Annotated in this window: 19 protein-coding genes; 1 reads left to right on the forward strand and 18 read right to left on the reverse strand. The window is 55.6% G+C overall.

All coding sequences use genetic code 11. The features are described 5' to 3' along the window. The first annotated feature begins 472 nt into the window (after positions 1-472). Positions 473-1777 carry an SLC13 family permease gene (locus IEW70_RS06105; RefSeq protein ID WP_188647023.1) on the forward strand — a complete coding sequence of 435 codons (1305 nt, stop codon included), beginning with the start codon at positions 473-475 and terminating at the stop codon, positions 1775-1777. Positions 1778-1928: 151 nt separating this feature from the next. Here the strand turns inward: IEW70_RS06105 and mdcH are convergent, their stop codons facing one another. The 18 genes from mdcH to IEW70_RS06195 form a co-directional block, all read right to left on the reverse strand. After that, positions 1929-2846, reverse strand: a complete 918-nt coding sequence (gene mdcH / locus IEW70_RS06110; RefSeq protein ID WP_188647024.1) for a malonate decarboxylase subunit epsilon — start codon at positions 2844-2846, stop codon at positions 1929-1931. Beyond that, entirely contained in the window at positions 2846-3481 is a 636-nt protein-coding gene (locus IEW70_RS06115) for a malonate decarboxylase holo-ACP synthase (protein ID WP_188647025.1), read from the reverse strand. The genes mdcH and IEW70_RS06115 overlap by 1 nt, the downstream gene beginning before the upstream one ends. Then, positions 3472-5181 carry a biotin-independent malonate decarboxylase subunit beta gene (locus IEW70_RS06120; RefSeq protein WP_229751844.1) on the reverse strand — a complete coding sequence of 570 codons (1710 nt, stop codon included), beginning with the start codon at positions 5179-5181 and terminating at the stop codon, positions 3472-3474. The genes IEW70_RS06115 and IEW70_RS06120 overlap by 10 nt, the downstream gene beginning before the upstream one ends. After that, the gene (locus IEW70_RS06125; protein ID WP_188647026.1) at positions 5178-5471 is read right to left on the reverse strand and encodes a malonate decarboxylase subunit delta; all 294 of its coding nucleotides are present in this window, start codon (positions 5469-5471) and stop codon (positions 5178-5180) included. Before IEW70_RS06125 ends, IEW70_RS06120 begins: the two co-directional genes overlap by 4 nt. A 25-nt stretch (positions 5472-5496) precedes the next feature. After that, positions 5497-6393: a triphosphoribosyl-dephospho-CoA synthase gene (locus tag IEW70_RS06130; RefSeq protein ID WP_188647027.1), complete on the reverse strand. Its 897-nt coding sequence runs from the start codon at positions 6391-6393 to the stop codon at positions 5497-5499. Beyond that, a complete protein-coding gene (gene mdcA, locus IEW70_RS06135; RefSeq protein WP_188647028.1) occupies positions 6393-8048 on the reverse strand; it encodes a malonate decarboxylase subunit alpha in 1656 nt (551 codons plus the stop codon). Before mdcA ends, IEW70_RS06130 begins: the two co-directional genes overlap by 1 nt. A 96-nt stretch (positions 8049-8144) precedes the next feature. Continuing rightward, positions 8145-8801, reverse strand: coding sequence for a GntR family transcriptional regulator (locus tag IEW70_RS06140; RefSeq protein ID WP_188647029.1), 657 nt, complete (start codon positions 8799-8801; stop codon positions 8145-8147). A 240-nt stretch (positions 8802-9041) separates the two neighbouring features. After that, positions 9042-10649, reverse strand: coding sequence for a gamma-glutamyltransferase family protein (locus tag IEW70_RS06145; RefSeq protein WP_188647030.1), 1608 nt, complete (start codon positions 10647-10649; stop codon positions 9042-9044). 41 nt (positions 10650-10690) lie between these two features. After that, positions 10691-11221, reverse strand: a complete 531-nt coding sequence (locus IEW70_RS06150; RefSeq protein WP_188647031.1) for a chromate transporter — start codon at positions 11219-11221, stop codon at positions 10691-10693. After that, positions 11218-11814, reverse strand: a complete 597-nt coding sequence (locus IEW70_RS06155) for a chromate transporter (RefSeq protein ID WP_188647032.1) — start codon at positions 11812-11814, stop codon at positions 11218-11220. Before IEW70_RS06155 ends, IEW70_RS06150 begins: the two co-directional genes overlap by 4 nt. Then, positions 11804-12772: an ABC transporter ATP-binding protein gene (locus IEW70_RS06160; protein WP_188647033.1), complete on the reverse strand. Its 969-nt coding sequence runs from the start codon at positions 12770-12772 to the stop codon at positions 11804-11806. Before IEW70_RS06160 ends, IEW70_RS06155 begins: the two co-directional genes overlap by 11 nt. Then, on the reverse strand, positions 12750-13754 hold the full coding sequence (locus IEW70_RS06165) for an ABC transporter ATP-binding protein (protein WP_188647034.1): 1005 nt from the start codon (positions 13752-13754) through the stop codon (positions 12750-12752). The genes IEW70_RS06160 and IEW70_RS06165 overlap by 23 nt, the downstream gene beginning before the upstream one ends. A gap of 12 nt (positions 13755-13766) precedes the next feature. After that, positions 13767-15296, reverse strand: a complete 1530-nt coding sequence (locus IEW70_RS06170; protein ID WP_188647035.1) for an ABC transporter substrate-binding protein — start codon at positions 15294-15296, stop codon at positions 13767-13769. Between the two features lie 23 nt (positions 15297-15319). Further along, positions 15320-16225, reverse strand: a complete 906-nt coding sequence (locus tag IEW70_RS06175) for an ABC transporter permease (RefSeq protein WP_188647036.1) — start codon at positions 16223-16225, stop codon at positions 15320-15322. Between the two features lie 15 nt (positions 16226-16240). Next, positions 16241-17182: an ABC transporter permease gene (locus IEW70_RS06180; RefSeq protein ID WP_188647037.1), complete on the reverse strand. Its 942-nt coding sequence runs from the start codon at positions 17180-17182 to the stop codon at positions 16241-16243. Between the two features lie 31 nt (positions 17183-17213). Further along, positions 17214-17690 (reverse strand): Lrp/AsnC family transcriptional regulator, encoded by a 477-nt coding sequence (locus tag IEW70_RS06185; protein WP_229751845.1) that lies wholly within the window; start codon positions 17688-17690, stop codon positions 17214-17216. Positions 17691-18794: 1104 nt separating this feature from the next. Continuing rightward, a complete protein-coding gene (locus IEW70_RS06190; protein WP_188647038.1) occupies positions 18795-19400 on the reverse strand; it encodes a hypothetical protein in 606 nt (201 codons plus the stop codon). A gap of 378 nt (positions 19401-19778) precedes the next feature. After that, a complete protein-coding gene (locus tag IEW70_RS06195; RefSeq protein WP_188647039.1) occupies positions 19779-19979 on the reverse strand; it encodes a hypothetical protein in 201 nt (66 codons plus the stop codon). Between the last annotated feature and the right edge of the window lie 9 nt (positions 19980-19988).

The raw sequence follows: 19988 nt of genomic DNA on the forward strand, positions 1-19988 counted from the left end.
GAGTGTCCCAACTAGCAAGTAACTTAATACGGCAACGACAGTCTGAAGGAATTGTATTAGCAAAAAAGGCGTATAGAAGACGAATCAGAAAGTATACAGAAAAAGCCGGGAATGAATCTGTTGAGTTGTAAGAGCCTTTTTATCATACGTTGCTAAGGGCTCATTTGTCTCTTGACCTTGAAGTCAGATATAAGGTTTATATTGTCTGATACATACCGATCAATAGCCCGGAACTCCTGAGAAAAAACGTTTCTGGGTTTTTTAATTGACGATGAAAGAGAGGTATGTTACATTTTTGAAAACGCTATCATTTATCTATATTCCGAAAATAGTTAATACTCTTAAAAATTAGTTGTCGACAATCGACTAAAATTAAGGAGGGATAATGATGGAATGAATCGGGGTGGACCTCATTATTTGTTGAGATGTCCCAGACCTTAAGCACACTTTCAAAGCTTAGGAGGAGGATCACATGAGCATAGAATTGGTCACCATCATCGTGCTTCTGATCATGTTCGTTATTGGCTCGGTCTTGCCGGTCAACCTCGGCGTTTTGGGCTTTGTCGCCGCATTTCTCGTCGGTACCTTCGTAAGCGGCCTGAGCGTTGACGAAATCTATAGCGTATTTCCGGCGAATCTATTCGTCACTCTTGCAGGAGTCACCTACTTATTCGCTATTGTGCAGAACAATGGAACCGTCGACTTGATCACTGGCTGGGGCCTTCGCTTGGTCAGAGGTAACCTCGGCCTCATACCATGGGTCATGTTCGGTCTGTGCACCCTACTCACCAGCGTTGGGACGTTGGGTCCTGCTGCTGTTGCGATCCTCGCCCCGATCGCGTTACGGTTCGCTGCCCGATACCACATTAGTCCTCTCCTGATGGGCATATTGGTTGTTACGGGATCCACTGCGGGTTCCTTCTCGCCGCTGAATCCCTATGGCGTGATCGTCAACGGTGTGATGCAAACGAGAGATTTACCCCATTCGCCGGGATTGCTCTTTGTAAACGCCTTTTTCTATAGCATAGTGGTTTCGTTGGTCATATTCGTCGTTCTCGGCGGGCTTCGCTTGCTGCAAAGGCAGGACACTTCTCAGATGTACGTAGCGGCAACAATGGAGGGCATCCCTGCGGACAAGAATGACAATTCCGGAGACCGTACAGAAAGGCAAGAAGATGGGTTGACCCTGTATAAAGGTGTCACGCTCGCGGGCATAGGCCTCCTTGTCGTACTGGCTCTTGGGTTTGACATAGATATTGGCTTTGCGGCGTTCGCCGTAGGTTTGGCGCTGGCCCTGATCGCCCCCAGGAAGCAAGCCGGAGTCCTCGGGCGCATGCCATGGTCGGTGATCCTTCTGATCACGGGAATCGTGACATACGTGGGAGTACTGGAGGAAACTGGTACCATTGACTACGTAACCGAGCTGATCGCCAGGGTGGGTAACCCCGTGATGGCAGCTCTTACGGCGTCCTACGTGGGAGGGGTTGTCTCGGCCTTTGCCTCGACAACAGGTTTTCTGGCGGCCATCATCCCTCTCGCGGCTCCCATCCTGCAGGACCCGACCATTTCGTCCATCGGTGTAGTCTCAGCGATCGCTATTGCCTCCAGCATTGTTGACATAAGCCCCTTCTCCACAAATGGGGCGTTGCTGCTCGCGAACGTGCAAGGGGTGAAAGAGCGTGTGTTTTTCAGGCAGCTCTTGCTCGTTTCCGCGATCGTTGTCGTTCTCGGACCAGGGCTCGCTTGGCTCGGATTCGTGTTGATCGGAATCATATGATCACCGACCTGGTGCAAACTGAACCACACTGTTTCACAAAGTCGGCCTGGAACCCACCGAAAAATCCCGGCCCCTTACTGTAGAAGGGACGGGATTTTTGTGCCGGTCACGAGCTCGATTAGGTACAGTGTCCCGCCACCGATCACCATGTCTAGCCCTTCTCCCGTCGGGTAAGGATGACCGCAGAGTTGAGGCCGCTGTTCGTGATGGAGATGGAACGGGCGGCGGGGAATGCGGCCGCGGCGAGATCAGTGAGTACGTGACCGGGCGGCATCTCCAGGAACAATCGGGCGCCAAGTTCGAAGAACAGCGTTGTGACTTCATGCCAGCGAACCGGGTGAGAGACACTTATCGCGAGATCTTCCCGGATCGCTTCGGGATCCCGCAATGCGCGCGCCCTGCGGTTGCCGCCATATGGAACGGCCGGCTCGCGAAAGGGGACTTCGTCGAGGGCACGGGCGAGCCGGCCGGATACATGCTGAAGCAGCGGGCAATGGGATGGGACGCTCACGCGCAGGATCTCCGCCCTGTACGCACCCGCGGCGCGTGCCATGGCCAATACCGCGTCGATCCCAGGGATGGAGCCAGCGATCGTGATCTGATCTGGCGCGTTCAGGTTGGCGATGAACACCGGCTCCCCGGCTTGCCCGATAAGCGGGGCCAAACGCCGTTCATCAAGCCCGATAACGACAGACATCCCGTAGCCTTGTGGAAAAGCGTTCTCCATTAGCTCGCCGCGCAGTTTGACCAGTGAGAGCGCGTCCCGGAAATCCAGCGCACCGGCGATAACGGCGGCAGCGAACGCCCCGACCGAGTGGCCGGCGACCATGTCCGCCATCACTCCTTCGCTCTTCAACGCACGAGCCGTGGAAACTCCAGCGACAAGCAGAGCGATCTGCACCGCAGTGGTGGATGATAGCGCGGAATCGGTGTCGAAGGAGAGGACGTCCTTATCGAGCACCGCGCTCGCTTCTTCGAGTGTCCCGCTAACCACGGGATGATCCGGCAGCTCGTGAAGCATGCCGGGCTGTTGGGAGCCTTGGCCGGGAAACAGGAACGCGACACTCATCAAATCCCTCCCATCTCCATCCAGGGGGTGTTAACCAAGCGTGGACCCGTCCGGGTCCGGAACAGCACCGGTGGTTCCCCGCGTGCATATTCGGCTAGTGAAACCGCCCCACCGGGGGTTTCCAGTTGACCATCGACGCGCACGGGCAACCGGGTGAACGCTTGGACGAGCTGGCGGGCCATCTCGACAGAGAGGTGGTTTGTAACCCGGATCACGAGGTCCAAGTCGCTGGTAGCAGTGGCGGTCGGCACACCGCTGGCGAGCTCGAACCCGACACTGCCTGTAGGACCCCAAGTGAGCCCGCGGGCGGTCAAAAGCTCATCGACCGACTCCAGTACGCCCAACGCCCCGATTTGACGGGTTCGTGGACAGGTCCTCCATATCTTCTTGGCGGCTAGCTGCTCGGGGGTGATCCGTTCCACGATCGCGTGAGTCGGTATATAGGCGGCGAACCGCAGGTCCCGGGTCCGCCCGCGAACCCCTGCCGGCACCATGCCGTCAACCAGCGGAGCGCGGCGGACGACAACCAGCGGTGCCCGATCAAGCGTCTCGTCAACCCATAGGGGGCGCGGTAAACGGCAGACAAGGCCGCTGCGGTCCCGGATCCGTAACAGGTCGTGCGGGGCTAGTTCCATTGCTCGGTCATACGCTCGCGCACTAGGATCGAGGCGGACCGACCGGTGCGGGCCTCAACGGAAGTGAGCCGGTTGCTCAGATCCCGTGGACCGGAACGGGCCGCAGCAATCGCGTCGGACAACGCGTTTAGTATCCGTTGAATCTCTTTGTCCCCGGGAGCATCGGCATCGATGCCGCCCATGAGCCCATGTACCGCCCCCAGGGAAGCGAACGATCGGATATCATAGGCAGCCCCCGGCACTTTCTTCGCTATCTCTTCTAGCTCGGCGATGCTGCGGCGGGTGACTGTTGCCGCCGACTTCTTTGACATGACCTGCACTTGTACGCCTGGAGCGTCCAACGCGAGGATCCGATTGGCCTGCAGACCGTGGGCCAGGAAGGCTCCCGAGATGGCGTTTCCGACAATGAGCGCGACCACCGGATGTCCGGCAAGTCTCGCTGTCGCGTACGCATCTACGGCCGCGGCGCATGCCTGATGAATCCCGAGCAGTTCCTCGCGATATCCGTACGCCTGACTGGGTACGTCGACAATGGCAACAATGGCACGGCGCTCCCCGTCCACATCTTCGTCGACCGCATCCCGGACTACTCGTGCGAGCGTCCAACCTTCGTTCAGTCCCACCTCGCCCTGGCGGGCCCGGGGGAAGCGGTTGTCCGGATCCGGCACGACCGAAATGTAGCGAACACGCTCGTCTCCCAAAGTAGAATCGGTACACAGCACCGATGACGACCCGGTCATCGGTAGCTGTGATCCTCCACACAGGGCTTCCAACCACACCCTTCCCCTGCTCACGGGTCCTTTTTCTCCGGTTTGTCCCCCCTGCCCATCCGGGCTTTTGAGGAGTTCCTCGGGCTCTTCGCCTCTTTCTTTCCCCCACCGCTCGCGCAGCATCGGCCCGTCAAGGTGTTTGAGGTCGATTCCGGCAAGTCGGGAAAGGTAGCGATCCACCTGCGCGCTGCGGTGTTCGGCGGGGACTCCACGACGGAAGGCGTCTTGCACTGCCCCGGTGACGACAGTGACGTCATCCTCGACCAGAACGTCTGCAAAACCGGTCGCATGGCGTTGGGCCCCGCCGACCGTGTTCCAAATCAGTTGCCGGTCGCTGGCATCGAATTCCCCGATCCCGGCCTCCTGCTCGATGACTTCGGGGCCATTCAACCCGAGCCGGCCTTCCCGGGTCATGATCAGGGTGCTGCAAAGGCCTGCTGTGATGGACATTCCGCCGAAACACCCCACCATCCCGGGGATGACACCGACGACGGGGACATAACGGCGCAGGGCGACCATGGCCGATCCGATTTCGGCGATGGCGAGCAGCCCGTAGTTAGCTTCCTGTAACCGCACTCCGCCGGTGTCGAAGAGCAAAACGGGACGGGTGCGCCTGCCGTGCTCATTGTCCCGCAACGCCAGTTCCAGGGCGCCGGCAAACTTCGCACCGGACACCTCGCCGATGCCACCCCCCTGGAATGCGCCTTCGATCGCAATGACGACGGCTGACTCGCCGTCGATCAACCCCTGTGCAACCACGACACCGTCATCGCTTTGCGGAACGATATTCTGTGGCGCCAAATGCGGCGACTCCAAACGATCAAAGGGGCCGAGTATTTCCTGGAAGGTACCCGTATCCAGTATCGCTGCGGCACGGTCTCGCGCACGGAGTTCGATGAAGCTGGTTTTGAGCGGTACTTTGGCAATCAAGACCGGCTCACCTCCAATCCTTGTGCCAGCCGGAGCGAGACGACACCAGGGGTGGCCCCGAAGTCGTTGATCTCGATCTTTGCGGCGACATCATGTTGTGCGAAGAACCGGTCCAGCACCGCCTTCCATATTTCCCCGTACCCGTCGAACCGGGTCCTGACGACAACATGGGTCCGCTGGTCAGGCGACGGCTCGAACAGGATCTCTAAATCCCCGGAACTGACCACGCCGACATGCGCGCGGCGGGGCAGGGGCTTTGCCGCCGTGTATTCAAAGGTCAATATTTCCACACCCGGTCACCTCCAAAATATCGGATCATGGTCGGATCACGCGGGCAAGCGTGCCATCACGTTGGACGACAGGATCCAGGCTGTCGAGAAACAATGCGGCGGCGAGTAGGTCGGCACTGCCGCCAGGCGAAGCGTTCCGGGCTACCAACTCCGCGTCTAACCGGTGAAGAGCATTCCACCCGGACCGGGTGGATGTTCCGCCGGCAACGATGACGGCCCTTGCGCCGTCCTTGGCTGCCATCAACGCTTCAGCACCCCCGCGGTGCAACAAGCAAGTGTCATCGAGGCGGGCGATGATGGCCATCAGGGCATCAAGCCTTGCGAAGGGTTCTAAAATGCCGCGGCTGCGGGCGGCGTACAGAGCCGGCAGAGCCACATCGACTACATGTGGAAAACCCTGCCGGGCCTCGCCGATTGCCCCTGGAACACCGTAGTACTGCCGCACGCGATAACCCTTGGATGACCTCTTTTCGGGTGAAAACCGGTCGGGATAACGGGCGATCTCACCTGCAAGCGCAGCGATCTGTCGCGCGGATGTCCCGGGCCCGCTCATCGCCGCCCCCGCGGTGAGCAGTCCGAGCGCCCAGATCGCCCCCCGATGGGTATTGGTGCCACCGGTCGCTGCCATCATCACCTTCTCCCCGTCGCGGCCGATCACAGCGAGTCGTTCACGGAGAACCTGACTGGGCCTTTGGCGGAACGCCGCCAGGGCGATCTGGGCAAAGGTGCCGCGCAGCACTTGTGCAGAGCGGCACATCAGCCCAAAGTCCAGGTCGGTGTGGGCCCCGGAGCTGTGTCTGTCGACGAGGGCCGGTTTCGGGGTGAGTCCGGCTTCGTCGATGAGAGCAGTCACTGCCAAATTCGCGATCCGTTCGCTGCATTCCTTAGCGTCGTTCCACAAGGGCTGACGTTCCACACTCATCACCAACTGCGGAAATGCGCCGGTGGTTTGTACAGTCCCCCGGACCAGTCCACAAGGTCTTCGATGCTCTTGGCCGCCAGCAGGGAACGCTTGGCATCGGTGCGACGGATCCCGAGATCTTCCGGAAAGGCGACCAGTCCGTCGCGGCGTAATCGCCCGTTGAGACGAGGGTCATGTTGCCTCCCAACCGGAGTGACCCCGGCGATCGCAACCAGTGCCTGACGGCGCTCTGTCCGGTCGCGTGCCTTGTATAGATAAGCGATCCCCTCTTCTGTGACGACGTGGGTGACGTCGTCGCCGTAAATCATGACCGGGGTGACCGGCAGAACCGCGTCCCGACCGACCTGGATCGCGTCCAGGGATTCCACGAACGTCGGGGCATTTCCCCGTTGGAAGGTCTCGACCATCTGTACGACCAGCTTGCGTCCACGAACGGTCGGACTTTCTGAAGTAATCAGGCTGAGCCATGCAGGAGTCGAGTGCCGGCGGCCATGGGGGTCGTGCCCCATGTTCGGGGCGCCGCCGAATCCGGCAAGTCGCCCCAGCGTAACGGTCGAGGAGTTGCCGTCACCATCCATCTGCAAGGTGGACCCGATGAAGAGATCGACGGCATACTGACCCGCCACTTGCGACAGCAAGCGGTTGGACCGCAGGCTGCCGTCGTGTCCAGTAAAGAAGACATCCGGACGTGCTGCGATGTAGTCCTCCATTCCCACTTCGCTCCCGAAGCAGTGGATACTTTCCACCCAGCCGCTCTCGATCGCGGGGATGAGGGTGGGGTGCGGGTTGAGAGTCCAATGCCTGCATATCTTTCCGCGCAGTCCGAGTGACTCGCCGTACGTGGGAAGCAGCAATTCGATAGCCGCGGCGTTAAAACCGACCCCATGGTTGAGAGAAGTCACCTGGTGACGCTCGTAGATCCCGCGAATAACCAGCATCGCCATCAGAATCTGGACCTCGGTGATGTGGCGGGGGTCCCTGGTGAACAGCGGTTCGAGTTGGTAGGGTTTATCCGCGACGACGACAAAGTCGACCCAGGAAGCCGGGATATCCACCCGGGGCAACTCATCGACCAATTCATTGACCTGGGCGATGACAATTCCGTCACGGAATGCGGTCGCCTCCACGATGGTCGGAGTCTCCTCCGTGTTCGGACCGGTATAGAGGTTACCGGCCGCATCCGCCTTATCAGCAGCGACGAGGGCCACCGTAGGGATGAGGTCAACGAACAGTCGCGCGTACAACTCGAGGTATGTATGGATGGCACCAACATCGAGCACTCCATCCTCCAGCATCTGTGCTACGCGGAGGCTTTGAGGCCCGGCGTAGGAAAAGTCGACCTTTTTCGCTATCCCCCTCTCGAAAATGTCGAGGTGCTCGGGTCTCGAAATACTGGACATGAGCATATGGAGGTTGTTGATTTTGGCTGGGTCGACCTGATTCAGGGCCGCCGACAGGAAGGTCGCCTGTTTCTGGTTGTTTCCTTCCAGCACCACCCGGTCACCGGGTGCAAGAAGCGCCTGAAGGGCTTCGACGATACTTTCGGTCGGCAGAACCCGACCCTCCGCGAGGCGTTCGACTTTGGCAAGTCGACGCGCCTTTTCATCCCGCCGTTTCGTCCACGTGCGTTGCAAGTCCCGGGTCAAATTGGACATCCGACGCCTCCCCTTTCCTTTTGTATGGGTCCCCAGTTGGAAGCGCTATCAAAATAACAGCGAAAACCCTCCATTCAGGGGTTCTGGTGATCCGAATCAGGATGACTGGAAGTATACCTCCAGTCGGTGAATGGTCCCACGATTGTGTGCATCCAAAAGCCGCTTGGCTTCCCCGGCATCTTCCCGAAGCAAGACGTCGACAATTTGCTGGTGATCTTCAAGCGATCGATCCAAGGTGTTGTTCTCCCAGGAAAGTTTAATCAAAACACGAAGCGGTGTAGTCAGGCGGTCATAATGCGTTTCAATCAGCTTGCTGCCGGCAAAACGGATGATGCATTCGTGGAATTGCTGGTTCAAGTGGGAATATCCCGCCTTATCTCTTTGTGCGACAAGCTCCCGCATCGAGGCGACGATCCTCTGCATTTCGTGCAAGGGAGTTGCCGACCGCCTGAGGTCGAAACGTTCCAAAGCCATCAGTTCCATCAAGTTGCGTAACTCAAGCAAGTCAATCAATTCCGCCTTCGAGTATTCTTTAACAAAAGACCCCCGGCGGGGCTTTCGCTCCACCAGACCGGCTACTTCCAAGATATAAAACGCTTCTCGGACAGGAGCACGGCTCGTGCCGAATTGTTCCGCCAATTCACCTTCCCGTAGTTGTTCACCCGGTCCAAACTGGTTATTTACGATTTGTTCAATAATAAAATTGGCGATTTGGTTGGGAAGGGAAGTGTCTATCCGCATCTTCGTGGTCATTGCCAATCACCTAGTCTTTTCACGTTTATCATGGTCGATTGTCGACTATCTACTGTGACAATAGCACACCTTGGTTTAATTGTGAAGATATAATATTTGATTTCATACTAATATTTAGTCAATTTTATGATTTGATGGTTCGAAAAAATCCCGAAACTCCTGAATCCAACCGGGGTTATCGGGATTTTTTCGGGAACCGGTTTTAGAATACAGCTCCTGCAAAGAGTGTAGCCAATCGGTTTACCAGGCGGCGACGGAACCGTCGGCCCTGGGCTCCGTCCCCCCTGCCAGGATTCCGTCTTCGCTTCTCCATATGATCTGTCCGCGGCCAAATCCGCCCGATTCCGCCGCCACGCGGATCTCGTGTCCTTTCCGGATGAGGGACTGGACGATGTTGTCCGGAACACCGCGTTCCACTTCGACCGTTGTTCCCTCGGTCCATCGCCACCGCGGTGCGTCCAGGGCGGCCTGCGGATTTAAACCGAAGTCCACCGTGTTCATGACTATCTGGAGATGACCTTGGGGCTGCATAAACCCACCCATAACGCCGAAGGGACCGATGGGCTGGCCGTCTTTGGTCAAAAACCCGGGAATGATCGTGTGGTAGGTCTTCTTACCCGGTGCTAGACAGTTGGCCTCCCCGGGGTTGAGGGAAAAGGTGTGTCCCCGGTTCTGGAGGCTGATTCCGGTCCCCGGTACCACCAACGCGGACCCAAAGCCCATATAGTTGCTCTGGATAAAGGAGACCATGTTCCCTGCGCCGTCTGCCGTCGCCAGGTAAACCGTCCCCCCGGAGGGCGGTTTGCCGGGAGTGGGAACGAGAGCCGTATCGCCAATCTCTTTTCTCCGCTCCTCCGCGTATGTATCCGACAGCAGCTCCTCTACCGAAACAGACATGTGATCCCAATCGGTGATATATTTTTTCCCGTCGGTAAAAGCCAGCTTTAAGGCTTCCATCTGCCTGTGATAGGTCAACTCCGACTCTTTTTCCGTGAATTCGAAGCCCTTCAAGATATTAAACGCCATCAGCGTTACCAGTCCCTGGCCGTTGGGGGGGATCTCCCATACGTCATACCCGCGGTAGTTCACCTTAATCGGGTTCACCCACTGCGGCGTGTAAGCTGCCAGGTCTTCTTCGGTTAGAAAACCACCGTGCTGCTTGGCAAACCAGGCGATTTTTTCGGCCAGCTCCCCACGATAAAAAGAGGAAGCCCGGCTTTCCGCGATCGACTGCAACGTGGCGGCGTGATCCCGAGAACGCCACACCTCTCCGGCACGGGGCGCCCTTCCCCCGGGAGCGAAAGTAGAGAACCACGGTTCAAACTCCGGCCCCTTCAGAAGCTGACGGTACCTGTCTACGGCGTTGCCCCAAAATTTGCTCAATACCGGGGAGAGGGGGTATCCCTCCTCCGCGTATTGGATCGCCGGCTCCAACAGCTGTGTCAGCGGGAGCTTGCCGAACTTCTCCGACAGTTCCACCCAAGCCGCCGGCGCACCCGGGACGGTAACCGGCAACCACCCGTATGGGGGAATGGCGTCAACTCCCCTGCTCTTCACCTTCTCCAAGGTGATATTTTTCGGGGACGGGCCGCTGGCGTTTAAGCCGTGCAGGCGCCCCTGGTACCATACTAAAGAGAAAGCATCCCCGCCGATCCCGTTGGAAGTCGGCTCCAGCACCGTCAGGCTGGCCGCGGCAGCCACAGCGGCATCGATGGCATTCCCACCCTTTTTTAACATATCCAAACCGGCCTGGGCGGCCAAAGGCTGAGAGGTCGCCACCATCCCCCTCTTTGAAAAGACAGTCGTCCTCTGGGAGGGGTAGGGATTGTGCAACGTATCGAAGTTCATGGAAACAGCCTCCATATTTTACGAGATATAAAATCGTGTATTCAGGCTAAAAACAGAACGCCATAAACGAGGGATCCGGAGATGACCCAAGCCGGGTGGACCTTCCACTTTTCCAGCAGCAACAGACTGACTAGGATGAGAACCACGGTCTGAAGTATCCCAATATCCTCCCAAGAACTTTGGAAAAACTGAAAGGCAATCACGGCCAGGAGAATTCCTACCACCGGCCGGATCATCGCGGTCATCTTCTGGATCTTGGGGGAGTTTCGGTAACGGTACAGCAGAGACAAAAAGAGGATCATCGCCAGGAGCGAAGGACCCACGGTGGCAAACAGGGCCACGATAGCCCCCAGAAAACCGCCCACCTCGTATCCGATGTACCCCGCCATCTTGGTGGCGATGGGACCTGGCAAGGCGTTGCCCAAGGCCAAAATCTCTCCGAACTGTTCCAACGTCATCCAATGGTAGCGGTTGACCACTTCATTCTGGATCAGTGGGATAGAAGCGGGGCCTCCGCCGTACCCCACAATTCCAGGAATAAAAAAGGCAACAAACAGCTTCCAATAAATCACGACGCTTTACCTTCTTTCTCCCCGGTAACCGGTTTCTTTTCTTTCGAAAACAGGGCAAACAAGAGCGTACCCCCGATGATCACGGCTGGATGAATATCCAGGAGGCCGATTGCCGCAGCACTGATCAGGCCCACGGTAACGGTTACAGATTTTTCTTTCTTCTCCCAGGATTTTTTGAAAAAGGAGTAGGCCAACACCGCCAGCATCACCCCCACCACCGGGGTGACCGCCCCGGTCATCCCTTGGACTTTCGGGGAAGCCTTATACGCCGACAGCAAACTGAGGAAAAGGACCATCAGCAATACCGTCGGCAGCACCATCGCCAGCACTCCCAAGATGCATCCTGTTATGCCCAGCACTCGGTAACCGATATAGCCCGCCATTTTCGTGGCAATGGGTCCGGGCAACGCGTTGCCCAGAGCGAGCACATCGCTAAATTCCCCATCATTCATCCACCGGTACTTTTTCACAACCTCTTGGTGGACGAGGGGAATGGAAGAGGGACCTCCCCCGTAACCAAGGATGCCCACCTTGAAAAATGCAGTAAAGACCTGAACCGCCTTCTTCCACTTCGAACCGGATTTATCGGACATGGCAAGCCACCTGGTGTCCCGGCGCGACCTCTTTCCACTCCGGCCGGATTTCTTTACAGACAGTCATCGCCTCTGGGCAGCGGGTGTGGAAGGGGCACCCCTTTGGTGGTTTCGCCGGACTGGGCAAGTCGCCGCTAAGGATGATCCTCTCCCGCTTCCTTCCCGGCACCGGACGCGGGATCGCTGACAGGAGCGCTTCCGTATACGGATGGACCGGGTTCTTATACAACTCCTTGACCGGCGCCAACTCCATCGTCTGACCAAGGTACATGATCAATACCCGGTCACACAGATGGCGCACCACCCCCAGGTCGTGAGAAATGAAGAAATAAGTCAACCCATGCTTCTCCTGCAGCGACTGAAGTAGTTTCAGGACCTGCGCCTGGACAGAAACGTCCAGTGCGGAAACAGGTTCGTCGCAAACGATGAGGGAGGGGTTTAAAGCCAGCGCGCGGGCAATTCCGATCCGCTGCCGCTGTCCCCCACTGAACTCATGGGGCAGCCGGTCGTAATGGTCCCTCCTCAGACCCACTTCCTCCAGTAACCCCATCACCCGTTCCCGCCTTTCCTCTCGATTCAGCTGAGTGTGAATCACAAGCGGCTCCTCGAGAGCATCTCCAATCCGTTGGCGGGGGTTCAAGGAAGCAAAGGGATCCTGGAAAATCATCTGCATTTTGTTCCGGAAGGGTTGAAGGGCTCTGGCCGAAAGTGAGGAAATATCCGTGCCGTTAAAATAAAGGCGGCCTTCTGTGGGTTTCTCCAACCGGAGCAGCGTGCGACCGAGGGTCGATTTCCCGCACCCGGACTCGCCGACCACACCCAGGGTTTCTCTGTTGTGGAGAACGAGGGACACCCCGTCCACCGCTTTTACCTGCCCGGCGACCCGATTAAGCAGACCGCGCCGTACCGGGTAATATTTTTTGACGTTTTCCAGTTTAGCCAACACTTTTTCCGGCATGGTTTTGTTTCTCCTCCTCTCCCAACCAGCAGCGCGACGTGTGACCTGGTCCAACCGTGAATACTCTGGGCGATTCCACTCGGCAGCGATCCATCGCATCATCACACCGGGGATGAAAGGGACATCCCTGTGGCATTTCCCCCGGCTTAGGCAGCTTACCGGGAATCGGCTCCAGCGCATAGGTTTCGTCATCCACGCTGGGCATCGACCGAAGCAGCCCTTTTGTATAGGGATGCTTCGGATCTTGAAACAGCGTCTCCGCATCGGCTTCCTCCACGACCTTGCCCGCGTACATGACCACCACTCGGTCTGCCGTTTCCGCCACGACACCCATATCATGGGTGATGAGGACCACACCCATCCCGGTCTCTTCCTTCAATTTCAGGATGAGGTCCAGGATCTGGGCCTGGATCGTCACATCCAAGGCCGTGGTCGGTTCGTCCGCGATCAGGAGCTTCGGTTGGCAGGATAAGGCGATGGCGATCATCACCCGCTGCCTCATCCCACCGGAGAGCTCGTGGGGGTACTGCTCCATCCGCTTGCGCGGGTCGGGGATCCCCACCTGTTCCAGCAACCGAACCGCTTCTTCATAAGCTTCTCTTTTCGACAGCTTCCGATGGATCACAAGGGGTTCCATCACTTGGAACCCGACGGTGAACACCGGGTTCAGCGAGGTCATTGGCTCCTGGAAGATCATCGAGACCTCATTTCCACGAATCTGCCGAATCTCTTCCTGGCTCATGGCGAGTAGATCGTTCCCGTCAAAACGGATAGAGCCTTCGGCTTTGGCGGAGTCCGGCAACAACCCCATCACGGATAAGGAAGTGATACTTTTGCCGCATCCGGATTCTCCGACGATACAGAGCACTTCTCCCCGCTGTACGGAAAAGGAAGCCCCCTGGACGGCGGGGACATCCCCCTCCTCCGTTCGGAACCGGACTCCCAATCCTTCCACTTCCAATACCGAATTCTGATCCTGCATCAAAATCCCACCTTATTTCAAAGAGACGTTCTTGAGAGTCCACTGTCCCGTTGCATCGACTTCCAACCCTTGGACGTTTTTCGTCGTAGCCGTTACGATGAAGTCGTGACATAGCGGCACCCAAGGCGCTTCTTTGACCAGCAGTTTATTCGCTTCGTGGAGCACCTTTAGCCGCTTCTCTTTGTCCGTGGTCGTCCGGGATTGATTGATCCGTTTATCCGCTTCCGGTATCGAAGTTTGGGTACCGTTGGTCGCCCCAATATTATCCGAGTGCAACTGGGGATAGAGAAGCTCGCTTCCGTCCGCCGTGCTGTTGGTCCATCCGCCGATCACCATCTCAAAATCACCCTTGCGATTCCGATCCAGGTAAGCTCCGAATTCCAGGGTTTGAATATCGGCTTTCAATCCCGCTTTAGCGAGCTGCCCCTGCACCAACTCCGCCAGCTTCGGGTAATTTTTGGTGTTGGCTGTCATGATCGTTACGCTCTTGCCGTCCATTCCCGCTTTATTGAAGAGATCTTTCGCTTTTTTTACGTCGTAATCATATCCTGCTTTTTCTATCTCCGGATTGTATCCAAACACTTTGGGTCCGATGATCCCCTTGGAAGGATGGGCCACCCCTTTTAAGGCGTCCACAAGTTCTTCCTGATTGATGGCATGGGCAACGGCTCGGCGAAAATCCGAATCCTTCCCCGGCCCTTTTTTCATATTAAAACCAAGATAGGTGACGGGAGTCCCTTCCTTCGTCTTTACATTCACTTTGTTGCTGTTCTTCAGACGGTCCAGGTTCTCGGGCCGCAGCGTATCGATCAAATGGACCTCACCCGTCTCCAACAGGGAGATTGCGGTGGAAACCTCCGGCACGACGCGAAACTCCACTTCTTTCAGCTGAGGCTTGCCATCCCAGTAGTTCTCGTTGACTTCCAAGGTTAATTTGTCCCCCTGGACCCACTTTTTGAACTTGAACGGGCCGGTCCCCACCGGTTTTTTCATCAGATCGCCTTTCTTGTCAGCTATCGGACTGACGATGGATGCATTGGAATGGGCCAGTGCGGCCAGCATGGGACCGTAAGGCTTTTTCGTTCGGATCACAACGGTGTATGGATCTTTTACTTCCACTTTGTCGATCGGTTTTAACAGCGAGGCGCGTGGGGCAGCGGTCTTCGGATCGCGGAATTTATCGAAGGTGTATTTGACGGCCTCGGCGTTAAAAGGGATCCCGTCGTGGAATTGGATCCCCTTTCTTAGGTGGATCACCCATGTATTGGGATCGGGGTTTTCATAGGATCGGGCCAGTTTTGGTTTGATGTCCATCGTCTCGGGGTCTCTGACAAATAGAGTTTCGTAGATCTGATCGATGGCACGGGCCGACGCAGAATCGTTGGTTTTGATGGGAGAGAGACCGACGACATCCGCCGTCGAAGCATAGACGAACGTTTGGTTACCGGCTGAGCCGGCATTAGGCGGAGGAGGCGTACAGCCGGCAGTAACCAAAGACAAAGCAAGAAAAAGGGCGACCCATCCTTGCCATTTTCTTTTCATGGCAAATCCCTCCTAATATAAGATCAACGGGTTTCCATGTTGGGGTCCAGCGCGTCGCGCAATCCGTCACCCAACACATTGAAGGCAAAGACGACCAGCATGATGGCGATCCCGGGAATGACCGTCATATGGGGCGAAGTCCACATGAAGTCGCGGCCGGCTGCGATCATCGCCCCCCATTCCGGCGTCGGCGGCTGCGCGCCGAGACCGAGGAAGCTGAGAGCGGAAGTCGACAGGATCGCCGTCGCCATCCGCATGGTTCCGAAAACGATGATCGGTGCCGTACAATTGGGCAGGATATGCTTTAACATGATACGGATATCGCTTGCCCCGATGGAACGCAAGGCCATCACAAACTCCCGGTTCTTAAGAGACAGCACGCTCCCTCTGACAATGCGGGCACAGGAGGGTATCGACCAAATACTGATGGCGATCACTACGTTGACCAGGCTTGTCCCCAGCATGGCGATAATCAACATTGCCAACAAAATCCCCGGAAAGGCAAACATCAGGTCCACCACCCGCATCAACAGCCCGTCCAGCCAGCGGTAATAGCCCGCCAAGAGCCCTAGGGCCACCCCCCCGATCAATCCCAATGCCACCGACGAGATGCCCATCACCAGGGAAATGCGGGCACCGTACACGATGCGGCTCCACATGTCCCGGCCGTACTCGTCGGTTCCCAGCCAATGCCCTTTCGAACCGGGGGGCAACTCTTTAACCGATAAATCCAGGACCGCAGGATCATAGGTGGTGATCAGCGGCGCGAAAACAGCCATGATCACCTGCATGCCGATAATGATGAGCCCGACGAGCGCCAACCTGTTTTTGATTACTCGTTTCCATGTGGACGCCAGTCGTTTAGGCTGCTCCGGGCTCGGTGCCTCGACCGGAACACCCCCGGTTGATACGGCGGTATCCATCGCCATGTTATTCCCCCTTCTTCATTCATAACGGATCCGTGGATCGACCAGAGCGTACAGGATGTCGACCAGTAGGTTGACCAGGACGAACAGCGTCGCGATCAGGAGAACCGCCCCCTGGACCATAGTGTAATCCCGTGCCGCGATCGCCTGGATCAGCAGCCTGCCAACGCCGTTGATGGCAAAGACTTGTTCCGTAATGATCGTCCCGCCGAGAAGGAATCCAAAATTCAAACCGATGACGGTGATCACCGGGATCATGGCATTACGCATGCAGTGGAGCAGGATGACATTCTTTTCCCTAACACCCTTCGCTCTCGCTGTCCGGATGTAGTCCTGTCGGATCACCTCCAAAACGGCCGAGCGCGTCATCCGAGCGATCAGGGCGGCCGAACCCGTACCCAAAGTGATAGCAGGCAATGCCAATTCTTTGATCCCCTGCATGGTCCAGGGAGGCGATGTTATACCCGCCACGGGAAACCATTGCCAATACACCGCAAACAACAGAATCAGCATGCTTCCCAGCCAGAAATTAGGGATGGAGATCCCCGCTAGCGCCCCGACCGTACTCAGGACATCTAACGAGGTGTTTTGCTTGATAGCGGATATAATCCCCGCTCCCACGCCGATTACCGTAGCTACTATGATACTGGCGACAGAGAGGTTAAACGTATTGGGGAAACGAATCATGATCGCTTCCGTCACAGACTGCTGAGTTTGGTACGAATAACCCAAATCCCCCTGCAAAACTCCGCCTATATAGCGGAGATATTGCGTGAAGAGAGAATCGTTCAACCCGAGGTCCTCCCGGATCGATGCGAGATCCTCCTTGGTCGCGGTCGGCCCCCCGATCATACTGGCGGGGTCCCCGGGCGCGAGATGGAGTGAGATAAAGACGATGAAAGAGATCCCGAGCAGAAGGGGGATAAGTTGCAGCAGCCTACGAACAATCAAGTTCGCCATCGATGCCCCTCCTTTCCAAAAAGCGTTCCTTTTACCGCATAAAATTGAAGCGGCTCTTCATTTTCTTCAAGACGTTAACAACGTTCGTCCGGTCTACCCCCTCGATTTTATTCAGCTTGTTCATAACAAAGTCGGACAGATCATCGTAGTCTCGGGTCAGCACATCCAACATCAACGGATACTCCCCCGTCGTCAAGGCAATCCACCGGACCTCCTCCATCTCCTTCAGCTGAGACACCACCTCTTCGATGCGGTTGGGTTGAACGGATAAATGAACAAAAGTTTGCACATTTAAGCCGACTTTGATCGGGTTCACGACACCGACCAAGCTTAAGATTCCGTCTTCCTGCATCTGGGCAACCCGAATGCGGACGGTCCGTTCGGAAACGCCCAACTTTTCGGCAATTTTCGTAAATGGCATCCGGGCGTTCTTTTCCAGGAAGATCACGATTTGACGATCGATTTCGTCCAATTCGTGACACCAAGAATTGTTCTTGATATCCTCCACAAAACCCCCCCTCGAATAATTTCGGAATGATTTCTTTGATTGAGTACGATATCCGATTGATTTTTTTATTTCTATTTCGATTTTTCCTTTAAATTAGAATAAACAAAATATTCCTCGATTTCAAGTATGAAATCGAGGAATATTTACAGCTGTTTCTAAGGGGGCAATGCTCGTCACCGGGGAAACCGCAACAGAGATCGCGGTTACCAACCGTACTCACCGATGTAAATCACTCTATGGCCATCACGCAGGAAGAAACATTTGGCCTTGTTGCCACTAAAATTTGACACCAAGGAGGAGGTCATTGGGTCTGCCAACAAATCGATCATTATCGCAAAGGAATGAAGACGTTAAGCCACACCCGATAGGGAAGAGAAAATTTGAGCATTGAAGGGAGGGATTATATTGACGAAACCAAAAACACGAATATCCGGATCAATGACGGGTCCCATGATCATCAATTCCAGTTGTTTTTTTTCGAGGATGGACCCGGCATCAGGAGACCATATCCCCATCGTCACGGGTATCAGGGAATTACCTCATTTGTTGTTGGCTATCGACACCGCTTGGGCGGAGTGACCGCACCAGCACCGGACGTACCAAATCCTGTCCACGAATATTGAGGGACCACTACATTTGACGTGGTCATGTCCACCATTTCTCTGGCGTTACTGGGCCACCCACCGATTCCTCCCTTTTCTCAAAAAAGCCGATGGTAGTGGCCTCCATCTGGTGTCGGATGGGCGGCCCGGTAAGAATGTATACAAAAAAGAGTGGCTCCATATTTCGCTTTTAGTTTCTGAAGACGCAAGTATCCCCGTGGTTTACACGGGGATACTTGCGTTTATCTTTCGAAAGGAGATATAAAGTTTTGTCATATGTCCACAGCTTATGCACCTGTATGGTTTTGGGTCTTTGTTCCAATAGTTTTTTACGTTGGTGATGGCGGGGAACCTACTTCACTTCCCGAGGTTAGTGGATCGGATCCCAGAGATTCATGCTCATGTGGTCACTGTTCCCAAGGAAAAATAATAGGTGGGTGGTTTGTCCAAGGTTCACTCTGATTAAAGACAGCTTCGCTAGTACCTCAGCTCAAAAATTGAATCAGCCCAACTCCCCAATGTTGCATCCCCACCCGCCATGGTAGGACCCCAAGGTGATCGGTTGGAAGGACCTGATGCAGCCAACCTTCCATACCGGCAACCCTCTCTTCCGTAACAGGCACCACCGGGCCCAAAGAGACATAATGGAGTCCCACCTTGACCGGACGAAGGAAGTAACAGGAAGACTCCACATCAGGGAGATACCCGTCTTCCAGCTCCAACAGATGGGAAGGTGAGCCATGGAAACACTTTCCAGCACAGGATTCTCCCCCACCCCTTTCCGTTTGAACACGGAAAAATAAGAAGCCAGGAGTGAACCGACCAGCTCTATCTCCTTTCCGGACAACTCGGAACGGTACTTGGCGAGGAACCGGTCCAGGTTTCGTGTACCCTGGATGTTCAGATAGTCCAACACATACCAGATCCGGAATAATTCCTCCTGTCTCCCGGTCAGGTTCTCCTGAGAGGAAACCTCTGTCAAACGGGAGAACAGGTGGCGTGCTCTCACTTTTTCACGCAAGTTGGTCTCCCGTTCGGTAAAGAGGAGCACCCTTTCAATCATCTCGTCAAACCGTCGCTCTCGCTCTTGCTGGATGACTTCCCTCACACGAGAGAAATCCGATGATATCCCCGTTATAATCCATTCAATTCGCTCCTTTAATAAGTCTCTCTCTTTCCACCCACCATCCAAGAACCAAGCGATTTGCAGGGATTGGTAATGGCTCTCCTTGTTATATCGGCCACCCGGTTGACGATATTCCAGATACTGCTCAAGAGTGTCCCCAGCTATGGTTTCAGTCGTCATTAAGAATTTGGCATGACGCGGTGGGAGTTAATCCGTCCGCCGTGTTCTTTGTCATATGCACCAACGATTAGTATATCGGATCTTACCGTTTTAGCGTATGTTAGGCTATGTTCGTACCAAGGGGTTAAAAACGAAGAAAGCCGCCCAAAACGGCGGCTTTCTCAGAATGGAATGTATTTGTTAAATCATATAATACCAAACTTGCTTTTTAGGGGTACGAAAAACCGCCCTCTCCTCTTTAATATAAAGAGAATCTTTTTCGTTTAATTTCTCGATTCTCGTCAATAATTGATGCGTAGTTTCGACAGGTGAAACCTGTTTGTTTTTAATTTTTGCTGAGAGGGCAGTAATGTTTAACTCTAACAGTTCAAAGCATGACACATGGATCTT

This window comes from Marinithermofilum abyssi (assembly GCF_014641195.1).
Lineage (GTDB): Bacteria > Bacillota > Bacilli > Thermoactinomycetales > DSM-45169 > Marinithermofilum > Marinithermofilum abyssi.